17 protein-coding genes are annotated in these 16,914 nt (G+C 72.8%); 11 read left to right on the plus strand and 6 right to left on the minus strand.

Annotated elements, in window-relative coordinates; genetic code table 11:
* Nucleotides 1-21: 21 nt before the first annotated feature.
* From NITAL_RS14895 to NITAL_RS14915, 5 genes are all read right to left on the minus strand, one after another.
* A complete protein-coding gene (locus tag NITAL_RS14895; RefSeq protein ID WP_052667036.1) occupies nucleotides 22-1,671 on the minus strand; it encodes a NuoF family protein in 1,650 nt (549 codons plus the stop codon).
* Nucleotides 1,671-2,222, minus strand: coding sequence for a bidirectional hydrogenase complex protein HoxE (hoxE, locus tag NITAL_RS14900; RefSeq protein ID WP_052667037.1), 552 nt, complete (start codon nucleotides 2,220-2,222; stop codon nucleotides 1,671-1,673). Before hoxE ends, NITAL_RS14895 begins: the two co-directional genes overlap by 1 nt.
* A gap of 372 nt (nucleotides 2,223-2,594) precedes the next feature.
* On the minus strand, nucleotides 2,595-2,966 hold the full coding sequence (locus NITAL_RS14905) for a putative signal transducing protein (RefSeq protein ID WP_052667038.1): 372 nt from the start codon (nucleotides 2,964-2,966) through the stop codon (nucleotides 2,595-2,597).
* Between the two features lie 92 nt (nucleotides 2,967-3,058).
* Nucleotides 3,059-4,279, minus strand: a complete 1,221-nt coding sequence (locus tag NITAL_RS14910) for an alanine racemase (RefSeq protein ID WP_211262430.1) — start codon at nucleotides 4,277-4,279, stop codon at nucleotides 3,059-3,061.
* On the minus strand, nucleotides 4,276-5,616 hold the full coding sequence (locus tag NITAL_RS14915) for a D-arabinono-1,4-lactone oxidase (RefSeq protein ID WP_052667039.1): 1,341 nt from the start codon (nucleotides 5,614-5,616) through the stop codon (nucleotides 4,276-4,278). Before NITAL_RS14915 ends, NITAL_RS14910 begins: the two co-directional genes overlap by 4 nt.
* A 175-nt stretch (nucleotides 5,617-5,791) precedes the next feature.
* Here NITAL_RS14915 and NITAL_RS14920 point away from each other — a divergent pair, with 175 nt between their 5' ends.
* Together NITAL_RS14920 and NITAL_RS14925 are read left to right on the plus strand one after the other, a co-directional pair.
* Nucleotides 5,792-6,253, plus strand: coding sequence for an SRPBCC family protein (locus NITAL_RS14920; protein WP_052667040.1), 462 nt, complete (start codon nucleotides 5,792-5,794; stop codon nucleotides 6,251-6,253).
* 85 nt (nucleotides 6,254-6,338) lie between these two features.
* A complete protein-coding gene (locus NITAL_RS14925) occupies nucleotides 6,339-6,974 on the plus strand; it encodes an alpha-ketoglutarate-dependent dioxygenase AlkB (RefSeq protein WP_211262431.1) in 636 nt (211 codons plus the stop codon).
* 42 nt (nucleotides 6,975-7,016) lie between these two features.
* Here the strand turns inward: NITAL_RS14925 and NITAL_RS14930 are convergent, their stop codons facing one another.
* Entirely contained in the window at nucleotides 7,017-8,630 is a 1,614-nt protein-coding gene (locus NITAL_RS14930; protein ID WP_052667041.1) for a LuxR C-terminal-related transcriptional regulator, read from the minus strand.
* Between the two features lie 228 nt (nucleotides 8,631-8,858).
* On the opposite strand from NITAL_RS14930, the gene NITAL_RS14935 reads away from it, so the two are divergent.
* The 9 genes from NITAL_RS14935 (at nucleotide 8,859) to NITAL_RS28575 (ending at nucleotide 16,914) form a co-directional block, all read left to right on the plus strand.
* Complete coding sequence (locus NITAL_RS14935) at nucleotides 8,859-10,055, plus strand: acyl-CoA dehydrogenase family protein (RefSeq protein WP_052667042.1); 1,197 nt, start codon at nucleotides 8,859-8,861, stop codon at nucleotides 10,053-10,055.
* A gap of 59 nt (nucleotides 10,056-10,114) precedes the next feature.
* Nucleotides 10,115-11,242, plus strand: coding sequence for an acyl-CoA dehydrogenase family protein (locus NITAL_RS14940; RefSeq protein ID WP_052667043.1), 1,128 nt, complete (start codon nucleotides 10,115-10,117; stop codon nucleotides 11,240-11,242).
* 9 nt (nucleotides 11,243-11,251) lie between these two features.
* The gene (locus tag NITAL_RS14945) at nucleotides 11,252-11,872 is read left to right on the plus strand and encodes a TetR/AcrR family transcriptional regulator (protein ID WP_052667044.1); all 621 of its coding nucleotides are present in this window, start codon (nucleotides 11,252-11,254) and stop codon (nucleotides 11,870-11,872) included.
* A gap of 153 nt (nucleotides 11,873-12,025) precedes the next feature.
* Complete coding sequence (locus tag NITAL_RS14950; RefSeq protein ID WP_052667045.1) at nucleotides 12,026-12,403, plus strand: DUF983 domain-containing protein; 378 nt, start codon at nucleotides 12,026-12,028, stop codon at nucleotides 12,401-12,403.
* A gap of 86 nt (nucleotides 12,404-12,489) precedes the next feature.
* Complete coding sequence (locus tag NITAL_RS14955; RefSeq protein WP_052667046.1) at nucleotides 12,490-14,232, plus strand: phospho-sugar mutase; 1,743 nt, start codon at nucleotides 12,490-12,492, stop codon at nucleotides 14,230-14,232.
* Nucleotides 14,233-14,304: 72 nt separating this feature from the next.
* Complete coding sequence (gene fbaA / locus NITAL_RS14960; RefSeq protein WP_052667047.1) at nucleotides 14,305-15,327, plus strand: class II fructose-bisphosphate aldolase; 1,023 nt, start codon at nucleotides 14,305-14,307, stop codon at nucleotides 15,325-15,327.
* A gap of 140 nt (nucleotides 15,328-15,467) precedes the next feature.
* Nucleotides 15,468-16,235 carry a type I methionyl aminopeptidase gene (gene map / locus NITAL_RS14965; protein WP_052667048.1) on the plus strand — a complete coding sequence of 256 codons (768 nt, stop codon included), beginning with the start codon at nucleotides 15,468-15,470 and terminating at the stop codon, nucleotides 16,233-16,235.
* Between the two features lie 77 nt (nucleotides 16,236-16,312).
* A complete protein-coding gene (locus NITAL_RS28570) occupies nucleotides 16,313-16,555 on the plus strand; it encodes a hypothetical protein (protein ID WP_052667049.1) in 243 nt (80 codons plus the stop codon).
* A gap of 80 nt (nucleotides 16,556-16,635) precedes the next feature.
* Nucleotides 16,636-16,914 carry a hypothetical protein gene (locus NITAL_RS28575; protein ID WP_052667050.1) on the plus strand — a complete coding sequence of 93 codons (279 nt, stop codon included), beginning with the start codon at nucleotides 16,636-16,638 and terminating at the stop codon, nucleotides 16,912-16,914.

Here is a 16,914-nt window from a genome sequence, read left to right on the forward strand (position 1 = left end):
CCCGCGGTGCGGCGCCGGGCTTCACGGCGCACCCGCGCTCGCGAGCGGCTCGGGATCGTCGACCAGCAGTGCCTCGTACTCGTCGCGGAAGTGGTGCAGGGTCGACAGCACCGGGTTGGGAGCCGACTGTCCGAGCCCGCACAGCGACGTGGCCTGCACGGTGCGGCACAGCGACTCGATCCGGTCGAGGTCGCTGCGGCGGGCTTCGCCACGGCAGACCCGGTCGAGCAGTTCGTGCAGCTCCACGGTCCCCGCGCGGCACGGCACGCACTTGCCGCAGCTCTCGTCACGGCAGAAGGCGATGTAGAAGCGGGCGAACTCGGGCATGTTCACCGTCTCGTCGATGACGACCAGGCCGCCGGACCCCATCATCGATCCGAGCGCCCGCAGGTGCTCGTAGTCGACGGGCGTGTCCAGGGAACCCTCGGGGATGCACCCGCCGGAGGGCCCACCGGTCTGCGCCGCCTTGAACCGCCGACCACCGGCGATGCCCCCGGCCATCTCCTCGACGATGGTCCGCAGGGTGATCCCCATCGGGACCTCGATCAGACCGGTGGTGGTCAGGGGGCCGGCCAGCGCGAACACCTTCGTGCCCCGGCTCTCCGACGTCCCGATCGAGCTGAAGCGGGCGCCACCATCGGCGACGATCGCCGGCACGTTGGCGAGCGTCTCGACGTTGTTGATCATCGTGGGCGCTCCCCACAGACCCCGTTCGGTGGGGTAGGGCGGCCGGAGGCGGGGCGTGCCTCGCCGGCCCTCGATCGAGGCCAGGAGCGCGGTCTCCTCACCGCACACGAACGCCCCTGCTCCGACGCGGACCTCGACGTCGAACGAGAGGTCGGTGCCGAGGATGCCCCGCCCGAGCAGCCGTGCCCGCTTGGCGGCACGGATCGCACGGTCGAGGCGTTCGATGGCGAGCGGGTACTCGGCGCGCACGTAGAGGTAGCCACGGTCGGCGCCGGTCGCGTAGGCGGCGAGGGTCAGCCCCTCGAGGACCCGGTGGGGATCGGAGTCCATGATGGTGCGGTCCATGAAGGCACCGGGGTCCCCCTCGTCGCCGTTGGCGACCACCACCTTGTGCGGCCCCTCCGCGGCCGCCAGCAGCTTCCACTTGCGTCCGGTCGGGTAGCCGGCGCCGCCGCGTCCGCGGAGGCCGCTGCGCTCGATCGTGGTGAGGACCTCCTCGGGGGTCATCGTGTGGAGCGCGGTGTCCAGCGCCCGGTACCCGCCGACGGCGACGTAGTCCTCGAGTCGGTCGGGGTCGATCCTCCCGGCGTTGGCGAGCACGATCCGGACCTGGTGGGCCAGGAACGGCAGGTCGGCCGGGACCACGTCGACCGAGGTCGCGACGCGATCCTCGAGGAGGTGATCCTTGGCGATGGTGCGCGCCCCGGCCTCGTCGACGTGCTCGTAGAGCGTCGGCTCGCCGCCACGGGGTTCGACCTGCACGAGCGGTCCACGGCTGCACAGGCCTGGGCATCCGGTCGGCACGACCTCGACCGTTTCGGTGCGGCCGGCCCGCGTGACCTCGTCGTCCAGCGCGGTCCGCACCGCGGTCGCTCCGGCGGACGCGCACCCGGTCGAGGTGCAGACGAGGGCGCGGTGGGTACGGCGCCCACGGGCGGTCAGCTCCGCGTCCGCGACGGCATCGAGGTCGATCAGCGCACCCATCAGCGCACCTCCGCGGTGGCGCCGGTGTCCGCCGAGGCCAGCTTGGCCGCCACCTCGGCCAGCGTGGCATCGGCGTCGAGGTGACCGCGGACCTCGCCGTCGAGCACGGCGACGGGAGCCATCCCGCACGAGCCCAGGCAGCGGGCCGTGCTGAGCGTCAGTCGTCCGTCCTCGGTGGTCGCGCCGGCGGCGACCCCGTACTCGCGCCCGATGGCGTCGACGATGGCGTCCGCGCCCTGGACGAAGCACGCCGTTCCGGTGCAGACCGTGCAGGTGTGCTCGCCGGGGGGCTCGAACGTGAACAGGTGGTAGAAGGTGGCGACGCCGAACACGTGGCTCGCCGGCAGGTGCAGCGCGCCGCCCACGTACCGCAGGATGTCCTCGGAGAGGTAGCCGAACACCTCCTGAGCGACGTGGAGGACCTCGATGAGGTGATCCTGTGCGTACCGGGCGCGCTTCAAGGCGGTGTCGATGAGGCCGAAGCGCTCGTCGCCGGACGGGTGAGGGGTCACCGGCCGCGTGCGTTCGCCCGACCCTCGCGGTGTGGGCACGTCCACCTCCTCGTCCGCAGTCGACGCTAGAGGTCGGGTCGCGAGCTGAGAAGTGCCGTTGGTCGCTCCGACTCGGGCCCCTCGACCCCGGGCGTCACAGCTCGCGATGCAACCGGATCCTTGCTCCTGCGACCAGCAGGGACAGGGTCGCCACCGCCGTGACGAGGCTGGCCCGGAGGAAGTCGGAGGTCGTCGCAGGGCACCAGGACCGTGATCGACCCCCGCGGAGGCCGCTCCACCGCAGTTCCTGGCGCCTGGCAGCCAGGAACTGCGGTTGGGCGCAGGGCGTTGGAGGGTCGGCTGGGCAGTTCCTGGCGCCTGGCAGCCAGGACGTGCCGCAGCGCTGGCGGCATCCGCGTGCTTCGAGGTGGCCTAGCCGCGGAAGGTCGGGATGCTCAGCAGCGAGACGGCGAGGACCGCCAGGGTCGCGATCATCACGGTGGCGACGATGGCCACCCCCCGTGTGCGCCACCCGGTGGTGCGCAGGTCGCTGCGTGCGATGGGAGCGTCGATGTCGCCGAGCAGCGCGGTGGCCTCCTCGACGTCGTCGGGGTGGACACCGATCGCCACGCCGCCGTACCCGTAGCTGATGTCGGGCTGGACACCCCCGCCGTCGTCGCCGATGACCACGGCCGGCACGCCGTTGGACTCCAGCAGCCCGCGGGCGACCTCGGCCTCGGAGCGGGTCAGGAACCGTCCGACGCGGACCGACGGGACGTGGTGGACGGGCTCGAGCGGGTCCACGGGCACTCCAGGCGGCGATCGCGCGCCGGGTCGCGTGCGTCGTGGTGACGGTACCCGGCGGCAGGTCCGCGGGACCGCGATCGCCGGGTGCGTCAGAGGAAGGTCGCACCCTCCCCGCGGTAGGTCGGCAGCTCGTCGACGACGCGGTCGCCACGGATCACCAGCAGGCTGGCGAACCGTTCGCACAGCTCGCCCGCCTTCGCGTGGCGCATCACCACCGGGTCACCGAGGTCGAGGTGCACACCCGCGGGTAGCAGCACGGGGGTCTGGACCTCGCCGGCACCCTCCAGGGCGGTCAGGCGTGCGCCGGCCGGGGCCCACACCACAGGTGCCTTGTCCGGACCGACGGCACCCGAGGCGACGTACCCGCCACCGAGGCAGGTGACCACGCCCGGAGCCGGGTGGCGGACCACCGGCACCGCGTACCCGGCGGCGGGCAGGTGCTCGAACGCGTCGTAGTGGTCGAACAGCGCGGGGGCCAGCAGCCCGGAACCAGCGGTCACCTCGGTGACCACCCGCTCGCGCGCCGACGACTCGAGGCTGCCGGTCCCGCCGGCGTTGACCACGCGCAGGGGGTGGCCGACCGTGCGCTCGATCGCCGCCACGGCTGCGGCCCGGCGACGCGCGATGCGGACCAGCGACCGCCGCTTCAGCGCGACGATCACCGCCTGCTCGGCCCGGGACCGTCCCGGGGCGCGTTCGGCGACCCCGGCGACCTGCGCTTCGTAGGCCACGATGCCGTCCAGCTGCAGACGCGGCGATGTGGCGACCCGGGCGGCGAGGAGCGCCGCCGCGTCCGCGCTGTCGGTGGGGGAGCGCAGCACCCCGAAGCGCAGGCCCGGCAGGTCCCAGGACAGGTCGAGGTCGATGGCCACCGGGACCGGGGCGCCGGGGGGTAGGTGGCGTTCGAGGTGCTCCACGTGTTCGGCGCTGTCGACCAGGAGGGTGACGTGGTGCCCGGCGTCCACGGCGGCCGCGACGTCGGCGAGGTGAGCCGGGTCGACGGTGGGGTAGGCGACCAGCAGGTCGTCGAAGCCCGCCGCGGCGAGGTGCAGCGCCTCGGGTGCCGTGAAGCACATCACGCCCGCGAACCGCGGAGACAGCGTCCGCAGGTGGGACAGCAACCCCACGCAACGGACCGATTTCGACGCGACGCGGATCGGTCGATCCCCGGCCCGAACGAGCAGGGCCCGGGCGTTGGTCTCGAACCGGTCGAGGTCGACGAAGGCCTGGGGGAGGCTGCGGCCCGCCAGGGCGGACCGGTAGCGGGCGTACAGCTCGTCGGGGTGCTCCGCGAGGGTCGAGCCGGTCACGCTCGCCCCACGGGTGAGGTGACCGGTCCGAGGACGCGGTCCAGGTGGTCGTTGGCGAACGTGCCCGTGGGGTCCAGGTGGGCCCGGGCCGCCTGGAACGCCGACCAGCGGGGGTAGCTCGTGGCCAGGTCCGCGGCGGTCCGCCCGTGGAGCTTGCCCCAGTGGGGACGCGCGCCGAGCGGGAGGAGGGCCTCCTCCACCGCGGCGAAGAAGCGGGGGTCGTGGCGTCGGGGCGAGAGGTGCACCGCCAGGTAGGCCCGCGGGCCGCCGTGCGCCGGCGACAGATCGGCGTCATCGCCCGCGACCCACCGGCACTCGACCGGGAAGGGTTCGTACCGCCCCCGATCGGCGAACACTCGACGTACGCGGGCGAACGCCTCGGGGAACGCCTCGCGGGGGACCGACTGCTCCATCTCGACGAACCGCACCCGGCGTGGGGACGCGAACACCCGGTCGCTGCGTTCGGCGTAGGCGCTGGCCGGCATCGACCCCAGGACGGCGTGGATGGCGCGCGTGGCACTCGGGAGGTGGTCGCTGGCACGGACGATGGCGCCGTAGACCACGTTGCTGATCAGCTCGTCGCTGACGAACGCCGTGACGGCGCCCCGGGGGCGCGGCGGGGCGTTGGAACGCTGCTGGCGCTTCACCAGCGCCAGGCCGTGGGGGTGGGCCCGGCCCTCGCTGCCGGGGAACCAGAAGAACTCGGCGTGGTCGTTGCCGTCGACGAACCCGTCGAGGTCGGCGAGCACCTCGTCGACCGCTTCGACCGACTCCTCGGCTTCGAGGGTGAAGGCCGGCACCGTCCGGACACGGACCTCGGTGACCACGCCGAGGGCGCCGAGGTGGACCCGGGCGGCCCGCAGCAGGTCCGGATCGCGCCCCGCGTCGATGTCGACGGTCCGGCCGTCCCCGGCCACGAGGCGCAGCCCCACGACCGTGGAGGCGAGGTTGGCGAAGCGGGCCCCGGTGCCGTGGGTCGCGGTCGCGGTGGCACCGGCGACCGTCTGGACCGCGATGTCGCCGAGGTTCTCGAACGCCCGTCCGTGGTCGGCGAGCTGCGCGCTGGTCGCGGCCAGGGTCGTGCCCGCGCCGATGGTCGCCACGCCCGTGGCCGGGTCGACCTCCCGGACGCCGTGCAGCGCCGCCAGATCGAGGAGGGTGTCGTCGGTGGCGACGAGGCCGGTGAAGCTGTGTCCGGCGCCGACGGTCCGCACGCGCCCACCGCGGGCGGCCGCCTCGGTCACCGTCCGGACGACCGCGGCCTCGTCGGCCGGGCGGACGAGCCGCGCGGGGCTGCTGCGCTGGTTGCCCGACCAGTTGCGCCAGTGGTGGCCCACCCCTGCCTCCTCGTGGGTGGCCCGTTGTAGCCGACGCCGCGGTCGGGAGGCCACCGACACCGTCCGGTCCGGCTCGACACCTCGACCGTCCGAGGGTGTCGTGGTTGCTGCGCGGCGGCGGCGCCGAGCGCATCGTTGGGGCGTACCCAGCGACGTCCCCAGCGAGAGGACCTGTATGAGCACCGTCGAGAAGGCTGTCGAGGTCGAGGTGCCCGTGCGCACCGCCTACAACCAGTGGACCCAGTTCGAGGACTTCCCCCAGTTCATGGAGGACGTCGAGCGGATCGAGCAGATCGACGACACGACCGTGCGGTGGCACGTGAAGATGATGGGCGCCGAGCGGTCCTTCGACGCCGACATCACCGAGCAGGAGCCGGACCAGCGCATCGCGTGGCGTTCCCGCGGTGAGACCCAGCACGCCGGGGTCGTGACCTTCCACCGCATCGACGACGGTCGCACCCGGGTCACCGTCCAGATGGATGTCGAGCCGACCGACTGGGTCGAGAAGACCGGTGACGCGCTCGGGATCATGGACGGCAAGATCAAGCGTGACCTCGACCAGTTCAAGGACTTCATCGAGTCCCGCGGTGCCGAGACCGGCGCGTGGCGGGGCGAGGTGAAGCAGGACCCGATGTGATCCCTGCGGGGACGCGGGTCGACGGGAACGCGCGAATCGAACGTACGTTCGCTACCGTGGTGGTCTCCGCACCAGGAGCCGCGACGTGGCCGCGCCCCCGCTGACCTGGCAGACCTCCCTGCTCGACGACGACCCCGGGGACGGCCCCCGTGCCGACCCGGGGTTCGTCGCGCAGCGGCGTCGCCTCGAGCACGGGGCGTGGATCGATCACGTCCCCGGCTGGCTCGAGGGCAGCGATGTGCTGCTCGCGACCTGCGTCGAGGTGCTGCCGTGGCGGCAGCGCGACGAACGCATCCAGGGCGAACTCGTCAAGCAGCCCCGTCTGACGGCGCGCCTGCGGCTCGGTGAACTACCCCCGCAGCTGACGATCCTCGACGACCTCGGCGAGGTGCTGTCGCAGCGCTACCGCGTCCGGTTCCGCACGGTCGGCGCGAACCTCTACCGCGACGGCCGCGACTCGGTCGCCTGGCACGGGGACCGGGTCCTGCGTGAACGCTTGACCGCGACGGTGGCGACCGTCTCGCTCGGCGATCCCCGCACCTTCCGCCTCAGGCCCCGCGACGGTGGGTCGTCCATCGGCCTGCTCCTCGGCCGCGGTGATCTGCTCGTCATGGGCGGTACCTCCCAGCGCACCTGGAAACACGCCGTCCCGAAGGTCGCGTCCTCCGGAGCGCGGGTCTCCCTCGCGTTCCGCCACGCCGATCCGCCCGAGCACCTCTGATCGAGCCAGGTCCTCGACCACGCAGATCCGCGCCACAGCTCGTCAGGGCCGCCGACCTGCCCCTTCGCGGAGGGCGTAGGCGACCGCAGCAGCCCGCGCGCTACGACCCTGCAGCCCGAGCTTCTGGTAGACGGTCGACAGGTGGCGTTCGATCGTCCTGACGCTGAGGACCAGTTCGGCGGCGATCTGCTGGTTCGATCGGCCCGTCGCCACGAGGGAGAGCACCTCGGCCTCACGGCTGGTCAACCCAGCCGGGCTCCGGTCGCGATCGCGGTTCGCCGTGCGACGGACCCCGAGCTTCCCGAACGTGGACTCGGCGGTCTCACGTTCGAGTGCTGCCGAGGCCTCGTCGCCCAGGGACCGGTAGACGTCCGCGAGCAGCAGGCGGGTCCGGGCGAGGTCGTAGGGAGCGTCGACGAGGCGTCCCGTGCGAAGCGCGTCACGTAGGACCGGCGCGGCAGTCCTCGCGTCTCCGCTCGCGAGCAGGACGGAGCCGCGGGCGTGCAGGGCCGCCAGCTGGAAGCTGCTGGTGCCGTAGCGGTCGGCCGCTCCAGAGAGCTCGTCGCTCCAGGCGTGTGCCTGATCCAGGTCCCCTTCGGCGAGCGCGATCTCGACCGCGGCGGGCAGCAGCCGTGCTCGGCCGAGGGGATCCTCACCTGCCGCCGTGAGCCCCGTTCGGATCGAGGCTGCGGCGGCCTCGACGTCGCCGAGGGCCAGTCGCAGCAGGGCCAGGCCGGGCTGGGGGTCGCGCCCGAGCCGGTGTCCCTCCCGGAAGGCGGCCTCGGCGGCCGAGGCATCGCCTCGCTGCCGGCCGAGTTCCCCGAGCAGGTAGTGGGCCTCCGCGACGATGGGCAGGTCGAGTTCGGTCAGCTCCCTCGTGACGAGGGTCGCCTCACGCTCGGCCTCGTCCCACGCGCCGCGCACCTGCATGATCTGCGCGCGGTGCACCCGGCAGATGCCGAGGAACGGCCCGGAGCCGGGCATGGCCTCGCACCAGCGCGCGGTCTCCTCGGTCCACTCGCCCGCCCGACGCAGGTCGCCGATCTCGTAGCAGGCAGCGATCAGGTGGCAGTAGATGTTGCCGGCCCACGCGGGATCGAGGTCGTCCGACACGGCCACCAGCATGGCCTGGTCCAGGCAGGGCATCCCTGCCGCCACCTGGCCCCTGCGGACCAGGACGCGGCCCTTCCCGAGCAGTCCGAGCGCGGTGACGCCAGCGTCACGCAGCCGGACTCCCAGCGCGTGGACGCGCTCGGCCGTCTCGAGCGCCGCCCCGAGGTCCCGCGCCTCGAACGCCTCCTCGAAGGCCACGTGGAGCAGGTAGCCGTGCACGGGGCCCTCCGGCAACCCCTCCAGCAGCCCGCGCGCACGCCCGAGCCATCCCGAGGCTTGCGCACCGTCCCCCCGCAGCGACAGCGTGTAGCCGATGTCCAGGGCGACGAGCGCTGCGGCGTCCGGCTGCTCGTCGGCCAGGTACCGCTCGAACGCCTCGCGCTGCAGCGGCAGCGCCGCCGCGACGTCGCCGAGCCACCAGTGGCAGTTCGACAGGGCGTAGACGTCGTCCGCGCCGACGTCTACAGGTCGGGCTCGGGTGAAGGCCTCGCGGGCGGTGAGCCAGTCCCGCCGCGCGTACGCGTCGCGTGCTCGCTGCAGCACCTCGCCTCCTCCCGGCTCCGCCGCCCCATCATCCACGCTGGGGCTCCCCGTCGCAGCCGATCCTCGGGTGATCGAGCCGCCGGGCCGAGACGGCGTCTCGTGGACCAGGGGGCGCGGTCGGCCACCGCCCTCGCTAGCATGTTAGGAAGCGTTCACTTCGGGAGCACGCCTGGAGGACGCAGGGATCGGTAGCGCACCGGTCCGCGGACCAGAGGGAGCCGACACACCGTGAGCAACGACGAGCGCCAGAAGGTCGATGCCGCCATCGACGCCCTGTTCGAGGCGGCCCCGCCCGCCGACACCGCCCACCCGGAGTTCTGGGGGGCCCAGTTCGACCACGGGCTCGCCTGGGTGCAGTTCCCCGAGGGTCTCGGCGGCCTCGGGGTGTCGCCACGGTGGCAGGGCGAGGTCAACCGGCGCATCGAGGAGGCGGGCGGCAGCACCGGCAACCGGTACCGCAACGTCCTCGGCATCGGGATGGGGGCCGGGACGCTGATCGCGCACGGCACCGAGGAGCACCAGCGCCGCTTCCTGCGCCCGATGTTCACCCTCGAGGAGATCTGGTGCCAGCTGTTCTCCGAGCCGGGCGCGGGCTCGGACCTCGCTGCGCTCGCCACCACCGCGGTCCGCGAGGGTGACACCTGGATCGTGAACGGTCAGAAGGTCTGGACCACGCTGGCCCACCTGGCCAAGTGGGGGCTGCTGGTCGCCCGCACCGATCCCGACCTGCCCAAGCACGCGGGGCTGACCTACTTCGTGGTGGACATGGAGGGCGACGGCGTCGACGTCCGCCCGCTGTATCAGATCACCGGAGAGGCCGAGTTCAACGAGGTCTACTTCGACGACGCGCAGATCCCCGATGACCTGCGCATCGGCGAGGTCGGTCAGGGCTGGACCGTGGCGATGGCCACGCTGATGAACGAGCGTGTCGCCATCGGCGCCAACGTCACCCCACGTGGGTCGGGCGCCATCGCCAACGCGCTCGAGGCGTGGGAGGCGATCGACGTCGACGAACGCGACGAGGCGACCCGCGACCAGCTCGTGCGGTACTGGATCGAGGCCGAGGCGCTGCGCCTGACCACGATCCGGGCCGGCGAGGCGCGCAAGAGCGGGACGCCGGGGCCCGAAGGGTCGACCGGGAAGCTGCACTGGTCCGACCTCAACAAGTCGATCTCGACGTTCACCGTCGACCTGCTCGGTGCGGGCGGGATGGTGCACGAGGCGGGCTACACGTTCTCGCGGCCGACCGAGTCCTCGACCAGGTCGAACGACCCGGTGGTCGGCTACCTGCGTGCCCGGGCGAACTCGATCGAGGGCGGGACGAGCGAGATCATGAAGAACATCCTCGGCGAGCGGGTCCTCGGCCTGCCGGGTGAGCCACGCGTGGACAAGAACGTCCCGTGGCGCGAGGTCCCACGCAGCTGACGCCCACGAGACCGATACCGCTCGCGCCCCAGGCGGCGCACCACGAGGAGACCAGCCACATGTCCACCGTCACCTTCACCGTCACCGACGAGCAGCAGCTGCTGCGCGACACCGTCCGCGACGCGCTCCGCAAGCGCGCCACCTCCGCCCGCGTGCGTGAGGTGATGCAGACCGACCAGGCCGTCGACGAGGACGGCTGGCGCGAGCTCGCCGAGCTCGGGCTCGTGGGCCTGCTCGTGCCCGAGTCCGACGGCGGATCCGGCGCCGGCGTGGTCGAGGCGGCGATCGTCGCCGAGGAGCTCGGACGCGTCCTGCTGCCGGTCCCGTACCTGTCCTCCGCCGTGCTCGCGCCGACCGTGCTCGCGGTCGCCGCGGACGCGGACCAGAAGGCAGCCGTGCTGCCGGGCATCGCGGCGGGGACCACCGTCGCCACCGTCGCCCACCTCGACCCGGCCGGCCGGCTGGCGGCCGATCCGGGCGTCCGGGCCGTGCGTGACGGGGACGACTGGGTGCTGGACGGCGAGGCGGGCTTCGTCCTCGACGGCCTGCGCGCCGACACGATCGTGACCGCGGCCACCACCGACGACGGGCTCGCGCTCTTCCTCGTGGCCTCGGACGCGACGGGCCTCGGACGTGAGCGCGTCCCCGTCCTCGACCTCACGCGGCCGATGGCGACCGTCCGCTACGACGGTGTCCGGGTCGCCGGGAGCGACCGGCTGGCAGGCGGCGACGCGACCGTCGCGCTCCACCGCGGCCTCGCGACCGCCAACGCGGTGCTGGTCAACGAGCAGGTGGGTGGCGCGGCCCAGTGCCTCGAGGACGCCACGGTGTACGCCAAGGAGCGCATCCAGTTCGGTCGCGCCATCGGCTCGTTCCAGGCGGTCAAGCACAAGCTCGCCGAGACGCTCGTGAAGGTCGAGTCGGCCCGCTCCACCGCTTACCACGCGGCGCAGGTCGTGGCCGCCGAGGAGGCGCGGGAGAGCGCCGTCGCGGTGCCGCTCGCCGCCGCGTTCTGCAGCGAGGTGTACGAGACGGCATCGGCCGACGCCCTCCAGATCTTCGGTGGGATCGGCTTCACGTGGGAGCACGACATCCACCTGTACTTCAAGCGCGCGAAGGCCAGCAAGCTGCTGCTCGGTAGCCCGCGTCACCACCGCCGGATCCTCGGCGACGTCCTCGGTCTGTAGGTCGTTCGGGTGGGTGACGCACGGGCTGCTGCCCCCGCCGCCGCGCCGGTGACGGCGCGGGGTCAGCAGCGGCGTGAAGCCATCCTCGACGCGGCGGCCGCCCTGTTCCTCGAACGGGGGTTCCACGGCACCTCGATCGACGAGGTCGGGGCGGCGGCAGGCATCTCGGGCCCGGGCGTCTACCGGCACGTCGCGTCGAAGGACGCGTTGCTGATGGCCGTCCTCGACCGACTCTGGTCGGAGGGCTTCGGACCGGCCGTGCGTGCGGCCGCGGACCTGCCGCCACGTGAGGCGCTCGCGACCCTCATCGAGACGCACGTGGACCTCGCCATCGGGCAGGCCACCGCCCTCGTGCTCCTGGTCACCGAGCTCCGCCACCTGCCCGACGACTACCGCGGTCGGGCGCTGCACAACCACCGTCGGTACGTCGACGCGTGGGTGGGGCCGCTGCTCGCGCTGCGACCCGGGGCCAGCGACGACGAGGCCCGCGGTGCCGCGACCGGCATCCACGGTCTGATCGACTCCGCCGCGCGGGTGCCGGACTTCGTCGACGACGTCGACCCGGCGACCCGCGCGCCCCTGCTGCGTCATCTGGCAGCCGCCGTCGTCGACCGTTTCGTCGCCACCTGACCCTCGCTGGGTGGTTGGTGGCCGCGGGGTGTCTGGCGACCCCACAGCGTCGCCGACGCCACCCGCCGGACGTGAGCCGCCCGACCGCGGGCGTCCTACCCTCGGCCGGTCGGTGGCGCTCCCGCGCCCCGACGAGACCCGTCAGGAGGCGCCGTGGACGGCCGCGCGTTGTCGAACGGGCTGCGCAAGCGCTGCCCCGTCTGCGCCGAGCCGGACCTGTTCGAGGGCTACTTCAGCATCCGGGAACGCTGCCCGGCGTGCGGGCTCGTGTTCGAACGCGAGGACGGGTACTGGCTCGGTGCGATGGTCGTGGCGATGGCGCTGGTCATCATCGCGTTCTCGGTGGTGTTCCTCGGCGGGCTCGCGCTGACCTGGCCGGACCCACCCTGGACCGGGCTGCTGATCGCCACGGTGGCGGTCAACCTGGCCGTCTCGATCGTGCTCTACCCCTGGTGCATGACGGTGTGGATGGGTATCCACCACGCGTTCGTGACCACCAACCGTGACGAGGACCCGCACCCGCGACACTGACCGCGGGTCGGCGTGGCGACCGGAGCGGTGGGGTTGGTCGACCGTCCCGGGGCGCCGGTGGCGGCCGAGTGCCTAGGCTGCCTGCCATGACGATCACGGACCCCACCGACCTGCACGCACTCGCCGAGGCCTGGGCCGACGGCGACGTCGACGAGGAGACCCGCACCGCCCTGCGGGCCCTGATGGACGGTGATGACCTCGCCCTCCTGACCGAGCACGTCGGCGCCGCCCTGTCGTTCGGCACGGCGGGGCTGCGTGGTGAGGTCGGCCCGGGCCCGAACCGCATGAACCGGGCCGTGGTGATCCGCACGACCCGGGGGCTGGCGGACTTCCTCCTCGCCGAGGTGCCCGATGCCGCCACGCGAGGCGTGGTCGTCGGCTTCGACGCGCGCACCGACTCGGCGCGGTTCGCCGCCGACACCGTCGGGGTCCTCGCCGCCGCCGGTATCGAGGTGCGCTGGTTCCCGACGCCCCAGCCGACCCCGCTGATCGCGTACGCCCAGAAGGCGCTCGACGCGGCGGCGGCCGTCGTGGTGACCGCCTCCCACAACCCGCCGGCGGACAACGGCTACAAGGTCTACGTCGAGGGGGCCGCGCAGATCGTCCCGCCGACCGACGCGGCTATCGCGGCCGCCATCGAGGCCGTGGGGCCGGCCCGGGAGGTCCCGCTCGTCGCCTCCGAGGACCTCGCCGACCACCCGAAGGTCGCGCCGGTCGACGCGGTGGTCGTGCAGCGCTTCCTCCAGGAGCTCGAGGGTGCCCGGCCTCCGCTGCCGGACGACGTCGCCCGTGACCTGACGATCGTCTACACCCCGCTCCACGGGGTGGCCGGCGAACTGATCCAGCAGGCCTTCGCGCTCGCCGGGTTCGACGACCTCCACGTCGAGCCGACGCAGGCCGAGCCCGACGGGACGTTCCCGACCGTCGCGTTCCCCAACCCCGAGGAGCCGGGCGCGCTCGACGCAGCCCTCGCCCTCGCCCGTGACCTCGATGCCGACCTGCTGATCGCCAACGACCCGGACGGGGACCGGCTCGCCGTGGCGGTCCCGGACGGCGCGGGTGGGTGGCTGCCGCTGTCGGGCAACCGCATCGGCGTCCTGCTCGGCAGCTACCTGCTCGACCGCACCGACGCGTCCCGGCCGCTCGGTGTGCGTTCGGTGGTCTCGTCCCCGATGTTCGATGAGGTCTGCGACGCACGGGGCGCCCGGTTCGAGGCGACGCTCACCGGGTTCAAGTGGATCGCCCGCGCTGCCCGCGAGCTCGAGGTCTCCGACCAGCGCACCTTCGTGTTCGGCTTCGAGGAGGCGCTCGGCTCGACGGTCGGCTCGGTGGTCCGCGACAAGGACGGCATCGGTGCCGCCGTGGCCTTCGCCGAGATGGTGGCGCTCCTGCACGCCGAGGGCCGCACCGTGCTCGATCGCATCCGTGAGCTGTCGGTCCAGCACGGCGCCTGGGTCAGCCACCAGGTCAGCGTCACCCGTCCCGGCGCCGCCGGACAGCGCGAGATCGCCGACGCGATGGCGCTGCTGTCCGAGCGCACCCCCCACGCCCTCGGTGGCCTCGCCGTCACCGCCGTCACCGACTACCGCACGGGGGCCGACCAACGCCCGCCATGGCTGGCTGCCACCGACCTCGTCGAGTGCTCCCTCGACGGAGGTGGCCGCGCCATGATCCGTCCCTCGGGTACCGAGCCGAAGTGCAAGGTCTACGTCGACCTGCGGACCGCGCTCGCCGACGACACCGACCTCGCCTCCCTCGAGGCCGACCAGCTCGCGCTCGCCGACCGTGTCGGCCGCGACCTGCTCACCTTCGTCGGCCTCCAGAGCTGACGACCCGCGCGGCCCGCCCGCGCCCCGTACCGAGACCGAGCGACCCCGACCACCGCCCGACAGGAACCTGCGATGCCCATCGCCAGCCCCGACGCCTACAACGACATGCTCGACCGCGCCAAGGAGGGCGCGTTCGCCTACCCGGCCATCAACGTCACCTCGTCGCAGACGCTCCTGGCCGCCCTCCGCGGGTTCGCCGAGGCCGAGAGCGACGGCATCGTCCAGGTGTCGACCGGTGGCGCTGCGGCGTGGTCCGGCTTCACCGTCAAGGACATGGTCGTCGGCGCGAGCGGCTTCGCCGAGTACGCCAAGGTCGTGGCCGAGAGCTTCCCGGTCCAGATCGCGCTGCACACCGACCACTGCCCGAAGAACCACCTCGACGGGTTCATGCGGCCCCTGGTCGAGATCTCGGCCGAGCGGGTCGCCCGCGGGCAGGACCCGCTGTTCAACTCCCACATGTGGGACGGCTCGGCGGTCGAGCTCGAGGAGAACCTGCAGATCGCCGACGAGCTGCTCGAGCGCTGCGTGGCCGGCAAGACGGTCATGGAGATGGAGATCGGCGTCGTCGGCGGTGAGGAGGACGGCATCGTCGGCGAGATGAACGAGAAGCTGTACTCCACGCCGGAGGACGCCATCGCCACGGCCCGCAAGCTCGGCGTCGGGGAGCGGGGCCGCTACATGCTCGCCGCGACGTTCGGCAACGTGCACGGGGTCTACAAGCCCGGACACGTGCAGCTCCGTCCGTCGATCCTCAAGGAGCTGCAGGACGCCGTCAGCGCCGAGGTCGGACAGGACAAGCCGTTCGACCTGGTCTTCCACGGCGGGTCGGGTTCGACCCTCGAGGAGATCCACGAGGCGCTCGACCACGGCGTGGTCAAGATGAACGTCGACACCGACACCCAGTACGCGTTCACGCGACCGATCGTGGACCACATGTTCACCAACTACGCCGGCGTGTTGAAGGTCGACGGTGACGTCGGCGACAAGAAGGTCTACGACCCCCGCTCGTACAGCAAGGCCGGCGAGGAGGGCATGGCCGCCCGGGTCGTCGAGGCGTGCGAGAGCCTGCGTTCGGCCGGCCAGAAGGGCCGCTGACGGTCCCGGACCTCCGACGATCCCCGGCCAAGGCCGGGGATCGTCGCGTCCGGCACGGGACCGGGCGGACCGGAGGCGCCCGGAGCCGCCCGGCACGTGGCGCGGGGTAGCCTCAGGGCCCCCGAACGCCAGGCCCCTCGTTGATCGTCCGCAAGAGCCCCCGTGACATCGAAGGTCTCCGCGAGGCCGGCCGTGTCGTCGCCCTCGCCCACGAGGCCATGCAGGCCCACGCCACGATCGGGGTGACCACCCGGGAGCTCGACGAGGTGGCACGCGACGTCATGAAGGAGCACGGGGCGACCTCGGCGTTCCTCGACTACCACCCGCACTTCGCGCCCTCGCCGTTCCCCGGTGTGATCTGCGCGTCGGTCAACGACGTGATCGTCCACGGGTGGCCCAACGACGTGCCGCTCGAGGACGGCGACCTCGTCAGCATCGACTTCGGCGTGTTCAAGGACGGCTGGGTCGGCGACGCGGCACGCTCGTACGTGGTGGGCACCCCCGCCGAGGCGGATCTCACGCTGATCGAGCGCACCACGGCCGCGTTGCACGCCGGCATCGACGCGGCCGTCCCGGGCAACCGCCTCGGGGACATCGCCCACGCCATCGGGACCATCGGTCGCGAGGCCGGCTACGGGATCCCGGAGGGCTGGGGCGGTCACGGCGTCGGCCGCGAGATGCACGAGGACCCGTCGGTGCCCAACGAGGGTCCTCCGGGACGCGGCCTCAAGCTCAAGCCCGGCCTCGTGATCGCGATCGAGCCGATGTTCCACGCCGGGGGCGATGACGCGTTCACCCTCGACGAGGACGGCTGGACGGTCCGCACCGCCGACGGCAGCCGCGCCGCCCACGTCGAGCACACCATCGCCATCACCGAGGACGGCCCCCGCATCCTCACCGAGCCCTGAGGGGCTGACGACGCGGATGCAGTCATCAGACTGCATCCGAGCATGCTGGTGCGTCGTCGGCCGCCGCGCGCGCCCAGATGCAGTCATCAGACTGCATCCGAGCGTCGGACGGCCCACTGAGCCCGGTCGGTGAGGTCGTCGTCGCCGGCCAGGTCGAGACGCCGCTCGGCGCGTTCGTGGTGAGCACCTACGACTCGAGGATCGGGCCTTGCTACGACGTGCGGTTCCCCGATGGCCGCGCCGAGGCCGCCTGCCTGGCCGGTTCGGGGATCGACCCGACACGCCCGATCACCGGCCGGGTGACTCGATCGAGGGACTGAACGGCGGGTTCCTCAACCTGGGGCTGGATGATCCCGAAGCACCGGTCGGCATCCTGCACCATGGCCTGGCCCACCCGAACGTGACGACGGTCACCATCGAGCCCGAGGGTGCCGAGGCGATGGGTGGGTACCCGGTGCTGGTCGCACCCAACGTGGACGGCCTCGTGGTCTTCCTCGCCTGGGCGCCGCCGACCCTGGACCGCTACACGCTGGCGGCCTACGGGGCGGACGGGTGCCTGCTGGACGCCGACGAGGTCGCGCTCGACGGCAGCGTGTTCGACGGGCCGGGCACGACCGACTCCCGCTGCCACGTCCGGGTGCCGGGGACCTTGCAGCCACCGGACACGACCGCCGGCTGA

Origin of the sequence: Nitriliruptor alkaliphilus DSM 45188, assembly GCF_000969705.1 — a bacterium.
Lineage (GTDB): Bacteria > Actinomycetota > Nitriliruptoria > Nitriliruptorales > Nitriliruptoraceae > Nitriliruptor > Nitriliruptor alkaliphilus.

Coding starts and splice junctions, on each gene's coding strand:
- fbaA (WP_052667047.1), top strand. CDS start 14,305: ATGCCCATCGCCAGCCCCGACGCCTACAACGACATGCTCGACCGCGCC.
- NITAL_RS14920 (WP_052667040.1), top strand. CDS start 5,792: ATGAGCACCGTCGAGAAGGCTGTCGAGGTCGAGGTGCCCGTGCGCACC.
- NITAL_RS14895 (WP_052667036.1), bottom strand. CDS start 1,671: ATGGGTGCGCTGATCGACCTCGATGCCGTCGCGGACGCGGAGCTGACC.
- NITAL_RS28570 (WP_052667049.1), top strand. CDS start 16,313: ATGCAGTCATCAGACTGCATCCGAGCGTCGGACGGCCCACTGAGCCCG.
- NITAL_RS14955 (WP_052667046.1), top strand. CDS start 12,490: ATGACGATCACGGACCCCACCGACCTGCACGCACTCGCCGAGGCCTGG.
- NITAL_RS14940 (WP_052667043.1), top strand. CDS start 10,115: ATGTCCACCGTCACCTTCACCGTCACCGACGAGCAGCAGCTGCTGCGC.